This window comes from Vannielia litorea, from assembly GCF_019801175.1.
GTDB classification, from domain to species: Bacteria; Pseudomonadota; Alphaproteobacteria; order Rhodobacterales; family Rhodobacteraceae; genus Vannielia; species Vannielia litorea_B.
This window is the reverse complement of record NZ_JAHVJR010000002.1, coordinates 565,649-581,684: the sequence shown is the minus strand read 5'-3', so window position 1 is coordinate 581,684 and position 16,036 is coordinate 565,649. Positions and strand designations below refer to the sequence as shown.

The 16,036-nt window shown below is 65.2% G+C and carries 20 protein-coding genes; 5 read left to right on the top strand and 15 right to left on the bottom strand.

Translation table 11 applies throughout. The annotated features are described in order from the left end of the window. Window positions 1-16 precede the first annotated feature (16 nt). The 7 genes from KUV38_RS18240 to rplK form a co-directional block, all read right to left on the bottom strand. Window positions 17-613 (bottom strand): SCO family protein, encoded by a 597-nt coding sequence (locus tag KUV38_RS18240; protein ID WP_222471612.1) that lies wholly within the window; start codon window positions 611-613, stop codon window positions 17-19. Beyond that, complete coding sequence (locus tag KUV38_RS18235; protein WP_222471611.1) at window positions 613-1,581, bottom strand: DUF1775 domain-containing protein; 969 nt, start codon at window positions 1,579-1,581, stop codon at window positions 613-615. The genes KUV38_RS18240 and KUV38_RS18235 overlap by 1 nt, the downstream gene beginning before the upstream one ends. Before the next feature lie 68 nt (window positions 1,582-1,649). Next, window positions 1,650-2,003 (bottom strand): hypothetical protein, encoded by a 354-nt coding sequence (locus KUV38_RS18230; RefSeq protein WP_222471610.1) that lies wholly within the window; start codon window positions 2,001-2,003, stop codon window positions 1,650-1,652. Between the two features lie 131 nt (window positions 2,004-2,134). Continuing rightward, entirely contained in the window at window positions 2,135-2,572 is a 438-nt protein-coding gene (locus KUV38_RS18225) for a hypothetical protein (protein ID WP_222471609.1), read from the bottom strand. Then, window positions 2,573-3,304, bottom strand: a complete 732-nt coding sequence (locus KUV38_RS18220) for a hypothetical protein (protein WP_222471608.1) — start codon at window positions 3,302-3,304, stop codon at window positions 2,573-2,575. It abuts the gene before it with no gap. A gap of 192 nt (window positions 3,305-3,496) precedes the next feature. Continuing rightward, complete coding sequence (gene rplA / locus KUV38_RS18215) at window positions 3,497-4,195, bottom strand: 50S ribosomal protein L1 (protein ID WP_222471607.1); 699 nt, start codon at window positions 4,193-4,195, stop codon at window positions 3,497-3,499. 1 nt (window position 4,196) lies between these two features. Beyond that, window positions 4,197-4,622 carry a 50S ribosomal protein L11 gene (gene rplK, locus KUV38_RS18210; protein WP_213546650.1) on the bottom strand — a complete coding sequence of 142 codons (426 nt, stop codon included), beginning with the start codon at window positions 4,620-4,622 and terminating at the stop codon, window positions 4,197-4,199. 325 nt (window positions 4,623-4,947) lie between these two features. On the opposite strand from rplK, the gene KUV38_RS18205 reads away from it, so the two are divergent. Next, a complete protein-coding gene (locus KUV38_RS18205) occupies window positions 4,948-5,286 on the top strand; it encodes a hypothetical protein (protein ID WP_222471606.1) in 339 nt (112 codons plus the stop codon). 64 nt (window positions 5,287-5,350) lie between these two features. Further along, complete coding sequence (locus tag KUV38_RS18200) at window positions 5,351-6,055, top strand: SMI1/KNR4 family protein (protein WP_222471605.1); 705 nt, start codon at window positions 5,351-5,353, stop codon at window positions 6,053-6,055. Between the two features lie 75 nt (window positions 6,056-6,130). On the opposite strand, the gene nusG is transcribed toward KUV38_RS18200, so the two are convergent. The 4 genes from nusG to KUV38_RS18180 form a co-directional block, all read right to left on the bottom strand. Continuing rightward, window positions 6,131-6,664 carry a transcription termination/antitermination protein NusG gene (gene nusG, locus KUV38_RS18195; protein WP_222471604.1) on the bottom strand — a complete coding sequence of 178 codons (534 nt, stop codon included), beginning with the start codon at window positions 6,662-6,664 and terminating at the stop codon, window positions 6,131-6,133. A gap of 179 nt (window positions 6,665-6,843) precedes the next feature. Then, window positions 6,844-7,041: a preprotein translocase subunit SecE gene (secE, locus tag KUV38_RS18190; RefSeq protein WP_222471603.1), complete on the bottom strand. Its 198-nt coding sequence runs from the start codon at window positions 7,039-7,041 to the stop codon at window positions 6,844-6,846. 147 nt (window positions 7,042-7,188) lie between these two features. Next, window positions 7,189-8,238, bottom strand: a complete 1,050-nt coding sequence (locus tag KUV38_RS18185) for a YncE family protein (protein ID WP_222471602.1) — start codon at window positions 8,236-8,238, stop codon at window positions 7,189-7,191. Between the two features lie 82 nt (window positions 8,239-8,320). After that, window positions 8,321-9,205 carry an AraC family transcriptional regulator gene (locus KUV38_RS18180; protein ID WP_222471601.1) on the bottom strand — a complete coding sequence of 295 codons (885 nt, stop codon included), beginning with the start codon at window positions 9,203-9,205 and terminating at the stop codon, window positions 8,321-8,323. A gap of 149 nt (window positions 9,206-9,354) precedes the next feature. Here KUV38_RS18180 and KUV38_RS18175 point away from each other — a divergent pair, with 149 nt between their 5' ends. Then, the gene (locus KUV38_RS18175) at window positions 9,355-10,107 is read left to right on the top strand and encodes an SDR family NAD(P)-dependent oxidoreductase (protein ID WP_222471600.1); all 753 of its coding nucleotides are present in this window, start codon (window positions 9,355-9,357) and stop codon (window positions 10,105-10,107) included. Between the two features lie 40 nt (window positions 10,108-10,147). Here the strand turns inward: KUV38_RS18175 and KUV38_RS18170 are convergent, their stop codons facing one another. Beyond that, window positions 10,148-11,188, bottom strand: a complete 1,041-nt coding sequence (locus KUV38_RS18170; protein WP_222471599.1) for a phosphatase PAP2 family protein — start codon at window positions 11,186-11,188, stop codon at window positions 10,148-10,150. 71 nt (window positions 11,189-11,259) lie between these two features. Next, entirely contained in the window at window positions 11,260-12,246 is a 987-nt protein-coding gene (locus KUV38_RS18165) for a phosphatase PAP2 family protein (RefSeq protein ID WP_222471598.1), read from the bottom strand. Window positions 12,247-12,433: 187 nt separating this feature from the next. Between KUV38_RS18165 and greA the strand changes: the two genes are divergently transcribed. Both greA and KUV38_RS18155 read left to right on the top strand, forming a co-directional pair. Beyond that, window positions 12,434-12,904 carry a transcription elongation factor GreA gene (gene greA, locus KUV38_RS18160; RefSeq protein WP_222471597.1) on the top strand — a complete coding sequence of 157 codons (471 nt, stop codon included), beginning with the start codon at window positions 12,434-12,436 and terminating at the stop codon, window positions 12,902-12,904. 76 nt (window positions 12,905-12,980) lie between these two features. Continuing rightward, complete coding sequence (locus tag KUV38_RS18155) at window positions 12,981-13,985, top strand: hypothetical protein (protein ID WP_261385426.1); 1,005 nt, start codon at window positions 12,981-12,983, stop codon at window positions 13,983-13,985. Between the two features lie 88 nt (window positions 13,986-14,073). Here KUV38_RS18155 and KUV38_RS18150 read toward each other — a convergent pair whose 3' ends face one another. Both KUV38_RS18150 and KUV38_RS18145 read right to left on the bottom strand, forming a co-directional pair. Then, a complete protein-coding gene (locus KUV38_RS18150; RefSeq protein ID WP_222471595.1) occupies window positions 14,074-14,910 on the bottom strand; it encodes a YdiY family protein in 837 nt (278 codons plus the stop codon). Between the two features lie 143 nt (window positions 14,911-15,053). Continuing rightward, the gene (locus KUV38_RS18145) at window positions 15,054-15,977 is read right to left on the bottom strand and encodes a LysR family transcriptional regulator (protein WP_222471594.1); all 924 of its coding nucleotides are present in this window, start codon (window positions 15,975-15,977) and stop codon (window positions 15,054-15,056) included. Between the last annotated feature and the right edge of the window lie 59 nt (window positions 15,978-16,036).

Genomic DNA, 16,036 nt, shown 5'->3' with positions numbered 1-16,036 from the left:
CCCGCCGCCACGTGAGTTACATCGCCATGACCCGCCGGATCTTGGCCATCGCGCTCTCCAACTCCTCCTGGTAGCGGATCGGCTCGAAGAAGTTGCCCCGGTCGTCGAAGAGCAGCACGAAGGCCGAGTGGTCCATCGTGTAGTCTCCGCCCTCCAGCGGCACCTTCGCGGCAAAGACCCGGAAGGCGCGGATCGCCTTGTCGATCTCTTCGCGCGTGCCCGAGACTCCGACCACGCCAGGCACCCAGCCCACGTAGTCGCCGATCATCTCTACCGTGTCGCGCTCCGGGTCCACGGTCACGAAATAGGTGCGCAGCGGGGCCTCGCCCGCCTCCACCAGCTCGGCCTGCCACAGGTCGATGTCGCCCAGCGTGGTCGGGCAGACCTCGGGGCAATGGGCAAAGCCGAAGAACACCGCCGTGGGCGCGCCGCGCAACGTGTCTTCGGTAAAGGGCTGCCCATCTGTGCCCTGCAGCGCGTAGTCGCCATGCCCGAGGTCGATCGCCGCTTCTTCGTCCAGCTTGGGGGCCAGAAGCGTGAACCATGCCACCGCAAGGAGGGCCGGCGCAGCCAGCCCTCCCGCGATGATGGCGGTCATTGTCCGCCCGGTCATCAGTTGTGCCCGTGGCCGGAGTGATCGTGCCCGCCCGCACCTATCTCGTCGCGCGGCTTGATCGGGAAGCTCACCAGCACCTTTCCGGCGTTCTTAAACTCGAGCTCCACGTCGGCGCTCGTACCCGCCTCCATCGGCCCGGCCAGATCCATGAACATGATGTGATAGCCACCCGGCTTCAGCTCCACCGTCGCCCCGGCCGGGATTGGCAGCCCCTCGGCCAGCTCGCGCATCTTCATCACGTCGCCCTCCATGGCCATCTCGTGCACTTCCATCCGGCCTGCGGCGGCAGAAGTCGCGCCAACCAGCACGTCATCCTCGCTGCCGGTGTTGGTGATGGTCAGAAAACCCCCGGCGACCGGTTGGTTGGGCAGGGTCGCGGCGGCGGCTGGCGCGGTGATCTCCAGCGCTCCGAGCGTCACCTTCTCCGCCATGCCGTGGCCCGTATGAGCGTGCTCGCCGCCGTCCCCGGCCACCAGCGTCAGCTTCGGGGCGGGGTTGGGCACATCATGCGAGCCGGTGGTGTCGGTCCAGTCGGCCACGCCGTTGGCGCAGGTCTGAACGGCAGGGAAGTAGAGCACCTCTCCACCGGCAAACTGCTCGCCGACTGCGCCGCGAAGCGTGAACTCGTCGTACCAGCCATCCTCGAGATTGCCGCCGGACCAGATGACCGCGCGCACCCCCTCGGTCATCTCCGTGCCGTGGTTGTCGTAGGGCAGTTCGTAAGCCCCGACCTCGGTGCTCAGCTCCCAGCCCGCCTTGGGCATCGGCTTCACCGCGTAAACCCCCTCGGGGATCTCGATCCGCACCGTATGGGTCGCTTCGCCAGCGCAGCCATGCGGCACCCGCAGGGTGATCTTTGTGGTCGCGCCTACAGCGGCCTCCTTCTGCTCGAGTGTGGCGTGTGCCTGCGCCGCTCCGGCAAGCAGGCCAAGGCCGAACGCGGCCAGCGTGATGTGTTTGAACATGTCAGTCTCCATGAGAATCCGGGCGCGGGGGACATCCTCGCGCCATGTGTGTCAGTCGTTCGGAAAGCTCAGGAGAGGTGCGGTGGCCCGCGCGTGGTGACGTGAGAGGCAATGTGCTGCGGCCCGCGCAGCAGATCGGCGCCGCGCGCTTCGGGAACCACCCACGCGATCCGTTCGCCACGATCGGGCGCGGCCAGCACGGGTGCGGTCGGCACCTTGTTACAGAACGGGCAGTGGTAGCCTCCTGCGGCATCCAGATCGCCGCAAAGGTCGTCCGCGGTGATGCCCAGATCGCGCAGCTCGGCGGCGGCCAAAGCCTCTTCGGAGGGCGGGCCCATGTGATGCGCAGAGACCGCGCCAAAGACCGCCAGCATAAATGCGGCGGCCCAGGCAATCACGGTCTGGCGAAAGGCGCGGGTCATGGCGGATCAATGCCGTAGGGCACGGCGAAAGAAAAGCGCCGCTTTTGCCGCAGCCCGAGGGATGGCGGGTGGGGTGTCATTGCGCTGCGATGCACCTCACCCGGCAGGCAAAGGATCAACGGCGAGCCCGCTCAAGCCCCCGGGCGCGGGAGGACGGCAATCCGCAAGCGGCTCTTCCAGCCGCCCGTGCGCGAAACCCCGCGTGGGTCGCTGAGTGGCCAGCGCCAGACCGGCGCCGGCAGCACCGTCAGGCACCACGGAGCCCCGCCGAAGAACTCGAACACCAGGCGGTTGCCCGAGGCTTCCAGCACGCGAAAATTGCCGGTCGTGTAGGCCGCGCCGAGGGTCACCGACTCCACGGTGCCGCTGGGCTCCAGCAGCGACAGATGCAGCGCGTCCTCCTGCGGGATATCGTCGGTGCTTGCGAGCAGCAGTGTTGCATCGTCCACCGCCCAAGCAGCCTCCGCGATCACCCCTGCCACCTCCCAGCATTCCGCGCCGCGCCGCGCCAAAGCACGAGGCATCTCGCCGGGCAGTGGCTCCAGCCGGAGGTCACCAAGCGGCTCCATTCAGAAGAAGAAGTAATCGACCCCGATGGCAGCCAGTGCGCCGCCCACGAAGGCCCCGACCGCCACGCAAACCGGGGCGCCCGGCCCGCAGGCCAGCCCAGCCGCCGCACCGCCGACAATTCCCCCGCCAATCCCGGCGCCAGTGACGGCGCCCTCGTGGACCAAAGCCTCGCCTTTGTCCTCCGCAGTGGCCACCACATAGACGGACACCGCAAGCGATAGCACCAGCAGCCCGCGCCCGGCGCGCGAGACAGTGCGCATCCGCGCGGTGATCGCCGGGTTGGACTTGCCCGCAGATTCCACGATCGCGGCATAGACCTGGTTCTGCTGCGCCGTTGAAAGCGCGTTGAAGTTGGCATTGGGGCCGAAAAGTTGCAGGGTCTTGCGGGCGATCATCTCGTTGAGGGTCTTGCCCTGGCTCTTCAACGATTCCGCCAGCGCCCGCCCAAGCGGGGTTGATCGGCCGCGCAGGGAGTCCATGACCGTGTTGCGCACGGTGTTGGCCTCTGTCGCCGCCTGCCGCCAGGTGATCTCGCCCATCGTGGCCTTGCGCCGCAACTCCTCGGCCATCGCCCGAACCTGACGGTCGTAGAGCGCCCGGGTCGAGCCATCGATGGCGCCATGTGCGCCGAGGTTGGCAAGCTCTCCGTGCAGCCCCCGGATCGCGCTCTCGAAGGCGTCGCGGTCTTCGGGGTTGCTCACCAGCCCCCAGCCATAGGATGCGTCAGCCATAGCGGTCCTCTTTCCGGCACCCCGGCCGCGTTTTAGCCGGTGATCCGAAGATCGGCGGGATGCGGTGCGGAATCAAGAGCGGCCACGCCACCGGGGCGGCTTTCGCCTCTAAATCGACGCATACTACGGCGCCACAAACGAAAAAGGGCGAGCCAATCGGCCCGCCCCTCTCAATTCTTTCGCTGTCCGGGCTCAGTTGCCCAGCGCGTTGTCCACTTCGATGCTTACGCCCGGGCCCATGGTCGAAGAGATCGCGATCTTCTTCATGTAGGTGCCCTTGGCGCCGGTCGGCTTGGCTTTGGAGACCGCATCCACGAAAGCGCGGACGTTCTCGATCAGCTTGGCTTCGTCGAACGAGGCCTTGCCGATCCCGGCGTGAACCACGCCAGCCTTCTCGGCCTTGAACTGGACCTCACCGCCCTTGGCGGCTTCCACGGCTTCCTTCACGTCCATCGTGACGGTGCCGACCTTGGGGTTCGGCATCAGGTTGCGCGGGCCAAGCACCTTACCCAGACGGCCGACGATCGGCATCATGTCGGGGGTGGCGATGCAGCGGTCGAAGTCGATCTTGCCGCCCTGAACGGTTTCCATCAGGTCTTCGGCGCCCACAACGTCGGCACCGGCTGCCTTGGCCTCATCAGCCTTTTCGCCACGGGCGAAGACGGCCACGCGGACCTCCTTACCGGTGCCGTTCGGCAGCGAAACCTTGCCGCGGACCATCTGGTCGGCGTGGCGCGGGTCGACGCCGAGGTTCATTGCGATCTCGACGGTCTCGTCGAACTTGGCGCTGGCGTTGCCCTTCACGAGGGCGACGGCCTCTTCCACGCTGAGGTCGTGCTTGCCTTCAAAGGCCTCACGGGCGGCGCGGGTGCGTTTTCCGAGTTTTGCCATCTTACTTCACCTCGATGCCCATGGAGTTCGCGGAACCGACGATGATCTTCATCGCGGCCTCGATATCGGTCGCGTTCAGATCCTTCATCTTGGCTTCGGCGATCTCGCGCACCTGCTTGACGGTAACGGAACCCACGGTCTGGCGCGACGGGGTGTTGGCCCCGGATTTCACCTTGGCGGCCTTCTTCAGGTAGTAAGACGCGGGGGGCGTCTTGATATCCATCGAGAAGGATTTGTCTTGGTAGTAGGTGATCACGGTCGGGCAGGGCGCACCCGGCTCCATCTCCTGCGTCTTGGCGTTGAACGCCTTGCAGAATTCCATGATGTTGATGCCGCGCTGACCCAGCGCCGGACCGACCGGCGGAGAGGGGTTTGCTTGTCCGGCGGGCACCTGAAGCTTCATGGTGCCGGCAATCTTCTTGGCCATAAGGGCCTCCTTTGCTCAACGGCCACCCAACGCGATGGGCTGCCTTCATGTTGACGTGGTCTGGCTTGGCACCCGCGAGCGCCGCCCCTCCCACGCGATTCGGCCCCGCCGGGATGACGGGGGACGAAGGAAGCCGCTGCATAGGGCCTTTCGCGCCCTGCGTCAAACCCCTGTGACGGGGGCGATCCACAGCGCCGCCACTCAACCTCAGATGACGCCACGGCACAGCACGCGCCGCAACAAAGCCACAAATCGGCCCCGAACCCGCCGGACCCGGTCGTATTGTGGTTAATGAGGGAACAAACACTTCAGTGGAGCCGGGGACATGATCCACACCGAGACCGAGGCACATCCGCCCGCGGGCACATGGCTTGCCGTCAGCTACCGGCTGGATGACATTCGCCACGCCACCCCCGGCCGCACCACGCCCCACGAGTTTTGCGAAGAGGCAATGGTGCTGATCGAGGCCTCTCTGGAGATGGCGGACCTCGGCCATTCCACCGGCACGCAGGAGATGCCCAGCAGCGACGAGCCGGGCGCACTCTGGATCAGCTTTTCCGTCTCCGACCCTGTGCGCGCCGAACGGGTGATCCGCAAAACCGTGCGTGGCACCAGCTACGGCGGCTTCGCAGCCATTTCGCGGGCCGATCCGGCCCGCGCCTGAGGTTTCCCTCAAGCGCTGCAGATCAGGGCTTGCTCCTGCCCGTAGCAGCAGGCCCATTCCGCGCATGATTGACAAGCTTTCTGCCGAAGACGCCTGCCTGCTGACCGAAACACTGGCGCTGATCCCTGAGCAGGATGAGATCCAGATGGACAGCCGCGACCGGAAGCGGCTGCGCCAGCCCACTTCGGAGGTCACGCCTGAAGGCCTCTTTCTCTGGCATCTCAGCGAGCACCAGGTTTTTGAAGAAGAGACAGACCCGGCACTGAGGAAGCAGGGCGTACGGCTGCGCCCGGTGGGCGTACATCCTGAAGGGCGTCTCTCAGAGACTGAGATCGCCGCCGAAGAAGCCCGCCTCGGCGTGGCGCTCCCGCAGCCGTGGCGCGTCATCTACCGCCACTTCAACGGCGGCTGGAACAACACTCTGCACTGGGGCGACCCGGAGGACCCGCGCGATACCGAGCCGCTTGCCCTCATCAGCCGTTCTGAGAGTCTGCCCCTGCAAGAAGTCGCTCCGCTGCGCGATCTGATGGCCCCTGACCGCCCGGAGCTGGACCTCTCGCCCATCGATCCGCGCCTCATCGCCATCGGCTATCATCAGAGCGAGGCCATGCTGCTCGATTACCGCGCCGGGCCGGACCCTAGGGTGGGCCATGCCTATATCGACGAATTCAGCGACGACCCTCTGCCGACATGGGAAGAGGAGGCCTTCTGGTGGCCCAACATGCGGGTCTATTTTGCCGGCCTCTACCAGCAAGATCGGGCGGTGTAAGCCCTCAACGCAAAAGGCCGCCCCAACCGGAGCGGCCCCGCAGGGTGGGCAATCAGCCCACCGACATGTTTCGCGTCACACCTGCTTGGAGACCTGCGTGAACTCCAGTTCGACCGGAGTGGCACGGCCAAAGATCGACACCGTGACCTTCAGGCGCTGGCCCTCGTCGTCGACCTCCTCCACGTTGCCGCTGAAGCCCTCGAAAGGCCCGTCGGTCACGTTCACATTCTCGCCGACCTCGAAGGTGATCAGGCTGCGCGGCGCGGCCTCGCCCTCTTCGACCCGGCCAAGGATCGCCTGAACCTCGGCATCGCGCATCGGCATCGGGCGGCCCTGCGGCCCCAAGAAGCCGGTGACGCGGTTGATCGAGGTGATCAGGTGATAGCCCGCATCGCTCATGTCCATCCGAACCAGCACGTAGCCCGGCATGAAGCGCCGCTCAGCGGTCACCTTCTTGCCCCGGCGCACCTCGATGACCTCTTCGGTCGGCACCAGAACCTCTTCGATCTCCTCGGTGAGGCCGGCAGCCTCCGCATCCGTCCGGATCTGCTCGGCCACCTTCTTCTCGAAGTTCGAGAGAACCGCCACCGAATACCACCGCTTTGCCATGTCAAACCTGCTTGTCTCTGGCCCCCCTCGGGGCGCGTCAATCCGACTCCCCGATAAAAAACGGGCGCGCCGTCGATTCGGGCGCGCCATGTTTTCGGGGATTGCTGGCGGGATACTCTCCCCGCCTTCCGATTTCAAGTCCGTAGGGTGCGCATTGATGGCGCACCCGCCCTCCGGCCTCAGCCGAACAGGCCGAGGATCTGGGTCAAGCCGGTGCGGATCAGCCAGTCGACGAGGAAGAAGAAGACGCCCGTGAGGATCGCCATGATGAAGACCATGACGGTCGTCAGCACCACCTCGCGGCGGGTCGGCCAGACGACCTTGCCCACCTCGGTGCGGACCTGCTGGATGAACTGAAGCGGATTGGCGCGGGCCATGATGGGTGCTCTTTCCTCGGGTGTTCGTTCGGGGCCACTTACGGGCTTCACGTGGCGATTTCAAGGCCGGCAGTGCCGCTCGGGGCATCACCGGCTCGGAGGGTGGGCAAACTGCCCACCCCGCTCACTGACCCCGAACTGCCCCGCTCAATACACCGGGTAGGCCGTCGCGCTGCCCGCCGCGCGGTCGATCACCACGATCCGCCAGCCATCGGTCACGGCGATCACCTTGCCGTCAGGCAGGTATTCGAACCCTTGGGTCTTCTCGAACCAGCCGGGAAGGTCCTCCACCCCCAAAGTGAGCGGCGCGCCGCCCCCGACCGGGATGAAGCTCACCTTGCCGCCGTCACCCGCCACGATCTCGGAGCCGTCGGGGCTGATTTCGGCGTAATCGGCATTGGTGCGTTGCAGGTCGAGCATGGTCACCTCGCCCGCGGCATCCGTCACCATCGGGTCGCTGCCCGGCTTGAGGTAAAACACCTGATCGCCCACGCCCCGGATGTCATCGAAGTTCGAGGCGCTGTACCAGCTCGTCGTGGAATCGAATGTGCCGGCCTCGAGGTCGATCTTCAGCAGCTTCGCGGCGTAGGCATCGTGCTTCTTTCGGAAGATCTCCTTGTCGAGCCCCTTCAGGTCGTTGGAAGGCTGCTCCTTGGTCTCGTCTTCGGTCTTCTCCTGCCGGGTGATCGCGTAGAGCATCGTGCCGTCATCGCTCAGCCCCGCGCTGTCGATCGGGAAGCCCTCGGGCGTGCTCACCGTCTTGGTCTGTGCGCCGGTCGCCGCGTCGATCACCGCAATCTCGCTGCCGCCGGAGCTGCCCTTCCAGATCACGATCCGCTGCGCCTCGGGCCGGAAGGCCATGTCACGCACGCGCTGGATCTCCCACTTCTTGCTCATATCGGCGGCGGCATAGGCGGTCAGCATGTCATCGCTGTCGAGCACGTAGACGAGGCTGCCATCGGCGGAGTGATCCATCCACACAGGCATCGCCGGGCTCCAGATCCGGTCCTTCACCTCGAAGGTGGAAGCGTCGATCACGTAGATCACACGGTTGTCTCCGCCCGCCAGCAGGGTGGCACCATCGGGGCTGAGGCTGAAGCCGCCAAGCCCGCCTGAGGGCAGGTTGGCCGCGGCGGGCAGGGCGAGGCTGGCAGAAAGGGCAACGGCAGCGGCAATCCGCTGGAGGGCGCGCGTCATGGCAATGTCTCCGGTCTAATGACTTGTTTCAACGCGGCGGAGGCTGGCAGGCGCACCCGGCCCGGTCAAGACAGGAAATCCCTCAGGCGCTTGCCGCCTCGGGCTTGAGCCGGCTCGGCGCGCAGCCGAACATCCGGCTGAACTCGCGGCTGAACTGGGTGGGGCTCTCGTAGCCCACCGCAAAGGCAGCCTGGCTCACACCCTGCCCCCCGGCCTCGATCAGCCGCCGCGCCTCCATCAGGCGCATCTTTTTCTGAAATTGCAGCGGGGTGGTGCCGGTCAGCGCCTTGAACTGCGCATGGAAAGTGGTCTCCGACATGCCTGCGCCCCGTGCCAGCTCGGGCACCCTGAGCTGGGCATCATAGGTGCGCCGGATCTCCGCCGTGGCGCGGGCGATGCGGGCAGCATGAGAGGCAGGCCGGGCCAGCTCACGCAGCGCCGGGCCGTGGCAGGAGTTCAGCAACCAGTAATGCAGCTCCCGCTTGATCAGCGGAGCGAGCTGCGGAATGGCGGCCGGCGTGTTTTTCAGCCGGAAAAGCCGGGACATCGCGCCGAGCACCGCCTCATCCGCCTCGCCGGTGCTGATCACGGGCCCCACAGCGCCCTCGTCCGCCCCGTCGATCTCTGCGGCGATCTCGTGCAGCAGCGGCGGATCGATCCGCAGGCCCAGAGAGGTGTAGGGCGCTTCCAGAATCCGCGCCTGCGTGGGCAGGTGAAAGCTGATGACAGAGCTTTGCCCGGCGGCAAACCGCAGTGGCCGATCGCCATGCCAGACCTCCTTCACCCCCTCCATCACGAGGCAGAGCACCGGCTCGTACACTACCGGCTCCACTGGGGTGGCCACCCGTCGGCGCATCACGCTCAGGCCTTCCACCGGGGTGGCGGCCAGTTCCCGGCCTGTGTTCTCGCGGTCGGCATGGTCACGCAGTTCGGCAATCAGCGCACGGTCGATCATCGGCATCTCCATGACCCGAAGATGCGCCGATGGGCGGCCAAGTCAAAAGAGGCCGTGCGCGGGTTGCGGAGGAATAGGCAAGTCCGGCGGCGAATGCGGCAGGCCACCCGACCCGACGTGGCCCAGATCAACGCCTATCGGATCAAACAAGGAGTTCCCACATGACCCGCATCGCTCTCATCACCGGCGGCAGCCGGGGCCTTGGCCGCGCCATGGCCACCAACCTCGCCCGCGCCGGGGTCTCTCCCATCATCACTTACCATTCCAACGCCGAGGCCGCCGAAGAAGCACTGGCCGAGGCCAGCGCCGCGGGGGTGCAGGCCGCCGCGCTCAAGCTGGATACGGAAGACACCGCCAGCTTTGGCGACTTCGCTGCCACCCTGCCGGAAACCCTCGCCGAATTGGGCGGAGAGCACCTGCACGCACTGGTCAACAACGCAGGCTATGGCGCCCACGCGACCTTCGAGCAAACCTCGGAGGCCGATTTCGACGCCATGATGCAGGTCCACGTCAAAGGTCCATTCTTCTTAACCCAAGCGCTGCTGCCGCTGCTCGCCGATGGTGGGCAGGTGCTCAACGTCTCCTCCGGCCTCACCCGGTTCAGCTACCCGGGCTTTGCCGCCTATGCGACGGCCAAGGGCGCGGTGGAGGTGATGACCCACTACATGGCCCGCGAGTTCGGCCCGCGCGGCATCGCCGTCAACACGCTAGCCCCTGGCGCAATCGAAACCGACTTCGGCGGTGGCATCGTGCGGGACGACCCGGAGATGAACGCGCGGATGGCGGAGATTTCGGCCATGGGCCGGGCCGGTCTGCCCGATGACATCGGCGGCGCGGTGGCTGCCCTGCTCGCTGGCAAGACCAACTGGATCACCGGCCAGCGGATCGAGGCCTCCGGTGGCGCGCTGCTCTGAACGCAGGCCGCACCCATGGGCGCCCGGCTGTGGGTGCCTCTTACTCGGCCGGGGTCATCGCTCCGGCCGGGGCTGCGTCGCGCGCCATTGCGCGGCGCTTCAGCACCGCCCAGACCAGCCCCACGACCGCCATCGAAACGTAGCCATCTACCGCGTAGTGGTAGCCGGTGTAGACCGAGAGGAACATTACCAGCGCGAGGTAGAGAAACCCCGGCAGCGCCAGCCACCGGCTGCGCTCCGCGAGGTAGAGCGCCGCCACCGAGGCCACAGCCACATGCACGCTCGGGAAGGCCGAGATGCCCGGTCCGATGAAGTTCTTGCCCTTGGAGTAGAGCTGCCACAGGGCATCCTGCGTCATCCCGATCGTGGTGTGCTCGATGCCGCCATTGTTCAGCACGGTTATCAGCCCGCCAAACCGCTCGCCGCCGAGTAGCCGGTCATAAAAGATCGGACCAACCGAGAGGCCGGAGAGCGCCAGCACGTTGCCGATGAAGACCCATGCCACGAGAAACAAGATCAAGAAACGCTTAACCCGCGCCTTGTCACTGTCGACCAGCACCAGCAGGAAGGGGAAGAGCAGCGCCCAGACGCCCCAGATCTTGGTGTAGGCCAGAAACAGCTTCTGACCCTCGCCCATGCCGATCAGCGCATGGGTCCACTCCCACGGCACACCGCCGTGGATCGCCTCGTCGAGATCGGCAAGGAAAGGATCGGCGTAGAAGGGCATCAGCATCGGGAAGGCGCTCTTCATCATCGTGAAGCCCGACTGCATGAGCACGCAAGCGATGAAGACCTTCAGCAGCGCCGCGCCGCGCAACCGGATGCGCTGCCAACCGATCAGGAAAAAGAGGCCAATGACCACCGGGAAGATGCCAAGCAGCACATCGCGGATGAAGTAGAAGAACTTCTGCCCGCCGCCCACCGCCGGGGTCGCTGCAGAGAGCAGGTCCACCCCGAAGCTGACGACGATGCCCGACAGGATCATGTAGATGAAGGCAAAGCGCAGAAACCACGAAATCTCGCTCGCGGCAAAGGGCTCGTCGGCCCCCTTGCGCAGATGTGCAATCGCGTTGCCAAACATGGCCAAACCCCTCGATAGCCCCAGTCACCCGGTTCCCGGGCGTCATCCTTCCAGACTTGGTGCCTGCAAAATCAGATGGTTTCGGGGCTCAAATCGGCCAATTCCGGGGCAGGCCGCGCTGATTGTCTGCGCCGCGCCACTGCCCAGGTGGCGAGGATCACGGCAATCGAGGCATAACCATCCACCGCATAGTGCCAGCCCAAATGCACCGACAGAAACAGGAAGACCCCGGTGATCGCCACCGAGAGCGGCGCCAGCCAGCGGGCGCGTTCGTAGAGGTAGAGCGAGACGACGCAGGCCATGCCCACGTGCACACTGGGAAAAGCCGAAATGCCCGAACCCACGCCCTGCGCCCCGCTGGCATAGACGCCCCATAGGAAATCCTGCACCTGCCCGGTCATGCTGGCCGAGATACCGCTGGCCGCGAGCGCCTCGATCAGCCCGGCAAAGCGGTCGCCGCCCAAGAGCCTGTCATAGTAGATCGGCCCAGCGGAAAGGCCGCCCAGCGCCAGAACCGAGCCGAGAAGGGCCCAGCCCACCGCGTATAGCAGAAGAAACCGGCCCACCCGGGCGCGGTCACCGTCAAAGAGCACGAGGATCACCGGCAGGTACATCGCCGGCACGATCCACGCTCCCATGTAGATCGCCACCGCAGCAGCGGGCGGAATCCACGCGCCGATGGCATGAGTCAGCACGTAGGGGTCCACGCCGAGGTGCAGCGCCCGGTCCAGCGCGGCAAGTGGCGGATCGGCCCAGAACGGCATGGCATAGGGCAGGGAGGTCTTGACCATGGTGAAGGTCAGGAAGAACAGGTTGCAGACCATGAGCACTAGAAAGGCCCTCGGCAGCCGGGCCATCACCTCGCCCCGCGGCAGCACGAAGAAGAGCGCCACGACGCCAGCGATCAGCCACCAGCCCTTCTGCATGAAATAGATCGCCGTCGCCGGAAGAGCGGCCACGAGGCCGCCGATCAGCGCCACCGGATCGTCGCGCACGAGGGCGACAAAGGCGATGCCCGCCAGAAAGTAGATCGCCACGAATCTCAGGAAGTTGCGCATGAACTGCCCGCCTGTTTCTGCCCCTCGTTCCGCCGCGCGATTGCGCCCGGTGTCACCACCTCCGCCCCGCGACCGTTTTCCGCCACCCTAGCCCTGCAACCCTTTCCGGACTATTGACTTTCCCTTCGCTGATTGAGTTAAGAGCCTGAGTGTTGCCCTTTCTCCCAGTGAAAGTTCCACCACCGCGATGGATAAAATACCGATGACCCGCGCGGGCCATACCGCGCTCGACACCGAACTGAAGCAGCTCAAGAGCGTTGAGCGGCCGGCGATCATCAAGGCAATCGCCGAGGCCCGTGAGCATGGCGATCTGAGCGAAAACGCCGAGTATCACTCCGCCAAGGAGAAGCAGAGCTTCATCGAAGGCCGGATCAAGGAGATCGAGGGCGTGCTCTCGCTCGCCGAGGTGATCGACCCGGCCAAGCTTTCGGGCTCCATCAAGTTCGGCGCGACGGTCACGGTGGTCGATGAGGACACCGACGAGGAGAAGAGCTGGCAGATCGTCGGCGAGCACGAGGCCGACATCGAGCGCGGCCTGCTCAACATCAAGTCTCCCATCGCCCGCGCCCTGATCGGCAAGGACGAGGGCGACTCTGTCGAGGTGCGCACGCCGGGCGGCGAAAAGAGCTACGAAGTCCTGAGCATCAAATACGTCTGACGGGAGCCTGCGGGGGGTGAGCGAGGCCGAGAACAGCAGCATGACGCAGCAGCCTGTGCGGCTCGAACCCGCCCCCATGCGCAGCGCCCAGGGCGCCGCCTCCGAGCCCGCGCGCGGCTTCGGCTCCGCCGAGTTTATCGGCATCGGCCTGACCCTGCTCTGGGGCCTGCTGGTCGGCAGCTTCTTCCTGCTGGTGCCGGGCGGCGACGAAGGCTTCGACCCGATCATCTTCGTGATGACCCTCTTTGCCATCTTCATGCCCGTGGCGCTGATCTGGATCGGCGTCTCGGCGGCCAAGAGCAGCAAGATCATGCGCGAAGAAAGCGCCCGGCTGACAGCGGCGGTGGATGCTCTGCGCTCCAGCTACGTCAGCAGCGCCTCGGGCGAGCGGACTGACCCGCGTGCCAGTGCCGTCGAGCGCAAGCTCGAAGAGCTGGTGACGGCCCAGCGCAACGCCGAGGCCGCGCTCTCGCGCATCGCATCCCGCGCCGGGCTCGCCGCCGAGGTGCCGCTGCCGGGCAAACCCGCCCTCTCGCGCCCCGAGCCCGTCCCCGAGGCAGAGGCCCAGCCCGCCTTCGACCTCGGCACCCCGGCCGTCACCGGCGCCGCGCCGATCTCGGTCGAGGAGTTCACCCGCGCGCTCAACTTCCCCGAGAACGAGAAGGACAAGGCCGGCTTCGCGGCCCTCCGCAAGGCGCTGCGTGACCCAACGATCTCGGGCCTCGTGCATTCGGCGCAGGATGTGCTCACCCTGCTCTCCGAAGATGGGATCTACATGGATGACCTGTCGCCCGCACCCGCCCGCCCGGCGGTGTGGCGCAAATTCGGGCAGGGCCGCCGCGGCGAGGAGATCGCCGGGATGGACGGCGTCCGCGACCGCTCCTGCCTCGCCCTCACCTCCGGCCGCATGCGCGCCGATCCGATCTTCCGCGACGCGGTCCACCATTTCCTGCGCAAGTTCGACCAGACCTTCGCCGCCTTCTCCGAAACCGCCTCCGACACCGAGATCATCGCTGTCAGCGAGACCCGAACCGCCCGAGCCTTCATGCTGCTCGGCAAGGTCTCGGGGACGTTCGACTAGGGCCGCACGCATTCAATACAAGTACTGACGCAATAAGAGGGCGGATTTCTCCGCCCTCTTCTATCTTCGTCACGAGGGAAATCGTGGCTCAGTTGAACGAGTACACCAGGCTCACACCGAAGGTGTTGTCGGTGTCCTTGAAGCCCGGCAGCGGGTCGCTGTGGTACTCGGTCAGCACCGAGGTCCGCAGGGCCAGAGCTTTCGACACCGCCACGCTCAGCGCGAGGTCGTTGTAGACCACGGTATCGGAGTCCGACGAGATCACATCGGTATCCATGGTCAGGTAAACGGTGTCGCTCAGCTTGTGCGCGTAGTCCGAGGACACGCCCCATGCCACTTCGTCCACTTCGCCGGCGGCGATGTCGTTCAGCTCGGCAAAACGGTAACCCGGACCGGCCTGAACCGACCACTGCTTGGTCTCGTCGTTGAGGATCCGGTAGCCAACGCCGAAACTGGCAAAGGTGTCGGTCTTGTAAGACGAGAATTCGTCAACCGAGCCCTGCACTTTGGCAAAGCCATAGAGATCGGGGTTGAAGTCACGGGTGTACTCGAGGCCGTAGAAGAGGCTCTCTTCCGATTTCACGCCCTTGTCTTCGCCGTAGGCATAGCTGAGGTTCAGCTCGATGCCGTTCTGGCCCCAGACGTAGCCGAGGTCGGTGCCGATGCCGAGGTCGAAGCTCTCGGTGTTGCCCGACGACGCGATGCCGCGCAGCGCGAAGGAGCCGGCAAACCCTTGGGGGCGGCCTTCGTTGCCAAAGCGGTCGAGGTCGCGCTCGGCGTCATCCTCGATGGCTTCGATGAGATCTTCATTGCGCTCGGCGGCAACGGAGGTGCCGCCCACGATGTCCTGGGCAATCGCGGAAGTCGCGGACAGCGCCGCAACAAGGGTGACGATGCCAGCGCCAAGTTTTGTTGCTTTTTCCATGGGTTTTCCTTTCCAGGGTTCATGATCCCCACCCGGAGCGGGCAGGAGCATCTCTGCTGAGCCGGTAGATAGGAAAGGGTTTATCGTGAGTGAAATTCTAAATAATCACGGATAAAAGCAGTTTTGCTCACGATATAAAATCTTCAATGATTTCCTAGGATTTCCACGGTTTCACCGCCATTCGCTTCGGCCAGGGCCTCGAGGACGGCCTCTTGATCGGCGTCCAGCTGTGTCGCCGTTGCAACAAGTGCCGCTTCCGCAACCTCCCGCACCTCCTCATCCAGATCATCCCGCCAGATCGACCAGACCGGATAGGGAAAGATCGGCGCGTTCGGAACAAGGTGCAGCCGCTTCTCATCGAGATAGCGCTTCACGTAGCGGGCGGGCAGGTAAGCCGCCTTGCGTCGCTGGGCGATGTAATCGGCAGCCATTGCCCCGAGCGCGAGGGTGAGGCCGGAATTGGTCAATTCTGGCAGTTCGGTTGCGTGCGCGTGAAGAAACTCCGGGCCCCAGTCCACGAAGACGTAGTCGGAGGCGATATCCTTCAGCTCCGCCTCCCATGAGGCGACCAGAACCAGTTCTTCCTCCATCACCTGCCGGGCCGTAAGGCCGGGGCGCAGTTGAGGGGTGTACATCAACGCCGCCTGCACCACACCTTCGATGAGAAAGCGTGTCAGCCTGTCCGGCATTCCCAATTCGCCCCTCAGGTTCAGCTCAGGCATCCCGGCCTGCATCCTGTCCATCCAGCGAAAACCAAGGCGTGGCCAAAGCGAGTATTGCGCACCAATGGTCAGGGATTTGGTGTAGCCCTCCGGCATCCCGATCTGCTGCCGCGCCTCCTCCCAGATCTTGATGAGCGAGAGGGCGTATCGCTCAAACTCGCGGCCCGCAGACGTCAACTCTGCGCCCGCCTTGGAGCGGGTGAACAGCACCTTACCCAGCGAGTCCTCCAACCGCTGGATACGCAAGCTCACTGCAGATTGCGTGACGAACAGGCGTTCGCTTGCGTTCACGAAAGACCCGGTGGCTGCGACCTCAAGGAAGGTTCGGATCAGGCTGATATCCATGTCGTCTCTCCCCGGGCCCTGCCGCAAGCGTGAATCACAAGAACCGTCGTTGCAACCCG

Coding starts and splice junctions, on each gene's coding strand:
- KUV38_RS18180 (WP_222471601.1), bottom strand. CDS start 9,205: ATGGAGATGCCGATGATCGACCGTGCGCTGATTGCCGAACTGCGTGAC.
- KUV38_RS18145 (WP_222471594.1), bottom strand. CDS start 15,977: ATGGATATCAGCCTGATCCGAACCTTCCTTGAGGTCGCAGCCACCGGG.
- rplA (WP_222471607.1), bottom strand. CDS start 4,195: ATGGCAAAACTCGGAAAACGCACCCGCGCCGCCCGTGAGGCCTTTGAA.
- KUV38_RS18170 (WP_222471599.1), bottom strand. CDS start 11,188: ATGTTTGGCAACGCGATTGCACATCTGCGCAAGGGGGCCGACGAGCCC.
- KUV38_RS18165 (WP_222471598.1), bottom strand. CDS start 12,246: ATGCGCAACTTCCTGAGATTCGTGGCGATCTACTTTCTGGCGGGCATC.
- KUV38_RS18155 (WP_261385426.1), top strand. CDS start 12,981: ATGCGCAGCGCCCAGGGCGCCGCCTCCGAGCCCGCGCGCGGCTTCGGC.
- KUV38_RS18240 (WP_222471612.1), bottom strand. CDS start 613: ATGACCGGGCGGACAATGACCGCCATCATCGCGGGAGGGCTGGCTGCG.
- KUV38_RS18235 (WP_222471611.1), bottom strand. CDS start 1,581: ATGTTCAAACACATCACGCTGGCCGCGTTCGGCCTTGGCCTGCTTGCC.
- KUV38_RS18200 (WP_222471605.1), top strand. CDS start 5,351: ATGATTGACAAGCTTTCTGCCGAAGACGCCTGCCTGCTGACCGAAACA.
- KUV38_RS18220 (WP_222471608.1), bottom strand. CDS start 3,304: ATGGCTGACGCATCCTATGGCTGGGGGCTGGTGAGCAACCCCGAAGAC.
- KUV38_RS18230 (WP_222471610.1), bottom strand. CDS start 2,003: ATGACCCGCGCCTTTCGCCAGACCGTGATTGCCTGGGCCGCCGCATTT.
- KUV38_RS18185 (WP_222471602.1), bottom strand. CDS start 8,238: ATGACGCGCGCCCTCCAGCGGATTGCCGCTGCCGTTGCCCTTTCTGCC.
- nusG (WP_222471604.1), bottom strand. CDS start 6,664: ATGGCAAAGCGGTGGTATTCGGTGGCGGTTCTCTCGAACTTCGAGAAG.
- KUV38_RS18175 (WP_222471600.1), top strand. CDS start 9,355: ATGACCCGCATCGCTCTCATCACCGGCGGCAGCCGGGGCCTTGGCCGC.
- secE (WP_222471603.1), bottom strand. CDS start 7,041: ATGGCCCGCGCCAATCCGCTTCAGTTCATCCAGCAGGTCCGCACCGAG.
- greA (WP_222471597.1), top strand. CDS start 12,434: ATGGATAAAATACCGATGACCCGCGCGGGCCATACCGCGCTCGACACC.
- KUV38_RS18150 (WP_222471595.1), bottom strand. CDS start 14,910: ATGGAAAAAGCAACAAAACTTGGCGCTGGCATCGTCACCCTTGTTGCG.
- KUV38_RS18225 (WP_222471609.1), bottom strand. CDS start 2,572: ATGGAGCCGCTTGGTGACCTCCGGCTGGAGCCACTGCCCGGCGAGATG.
- rplK (WP_213546650.1), bottom strand. CDS start 4,622: ATGGCCAAGAAGATTGCCGGCACCATGAAGCTTCAGGTGCCCGCCGGA.
- KUV38_RS18205 (WP_222471606.1), top strand. CDS start 4,948: ATGATCCACACCGAGACCGAGGCACATCCGCCCGCGGGCACATGGCTT.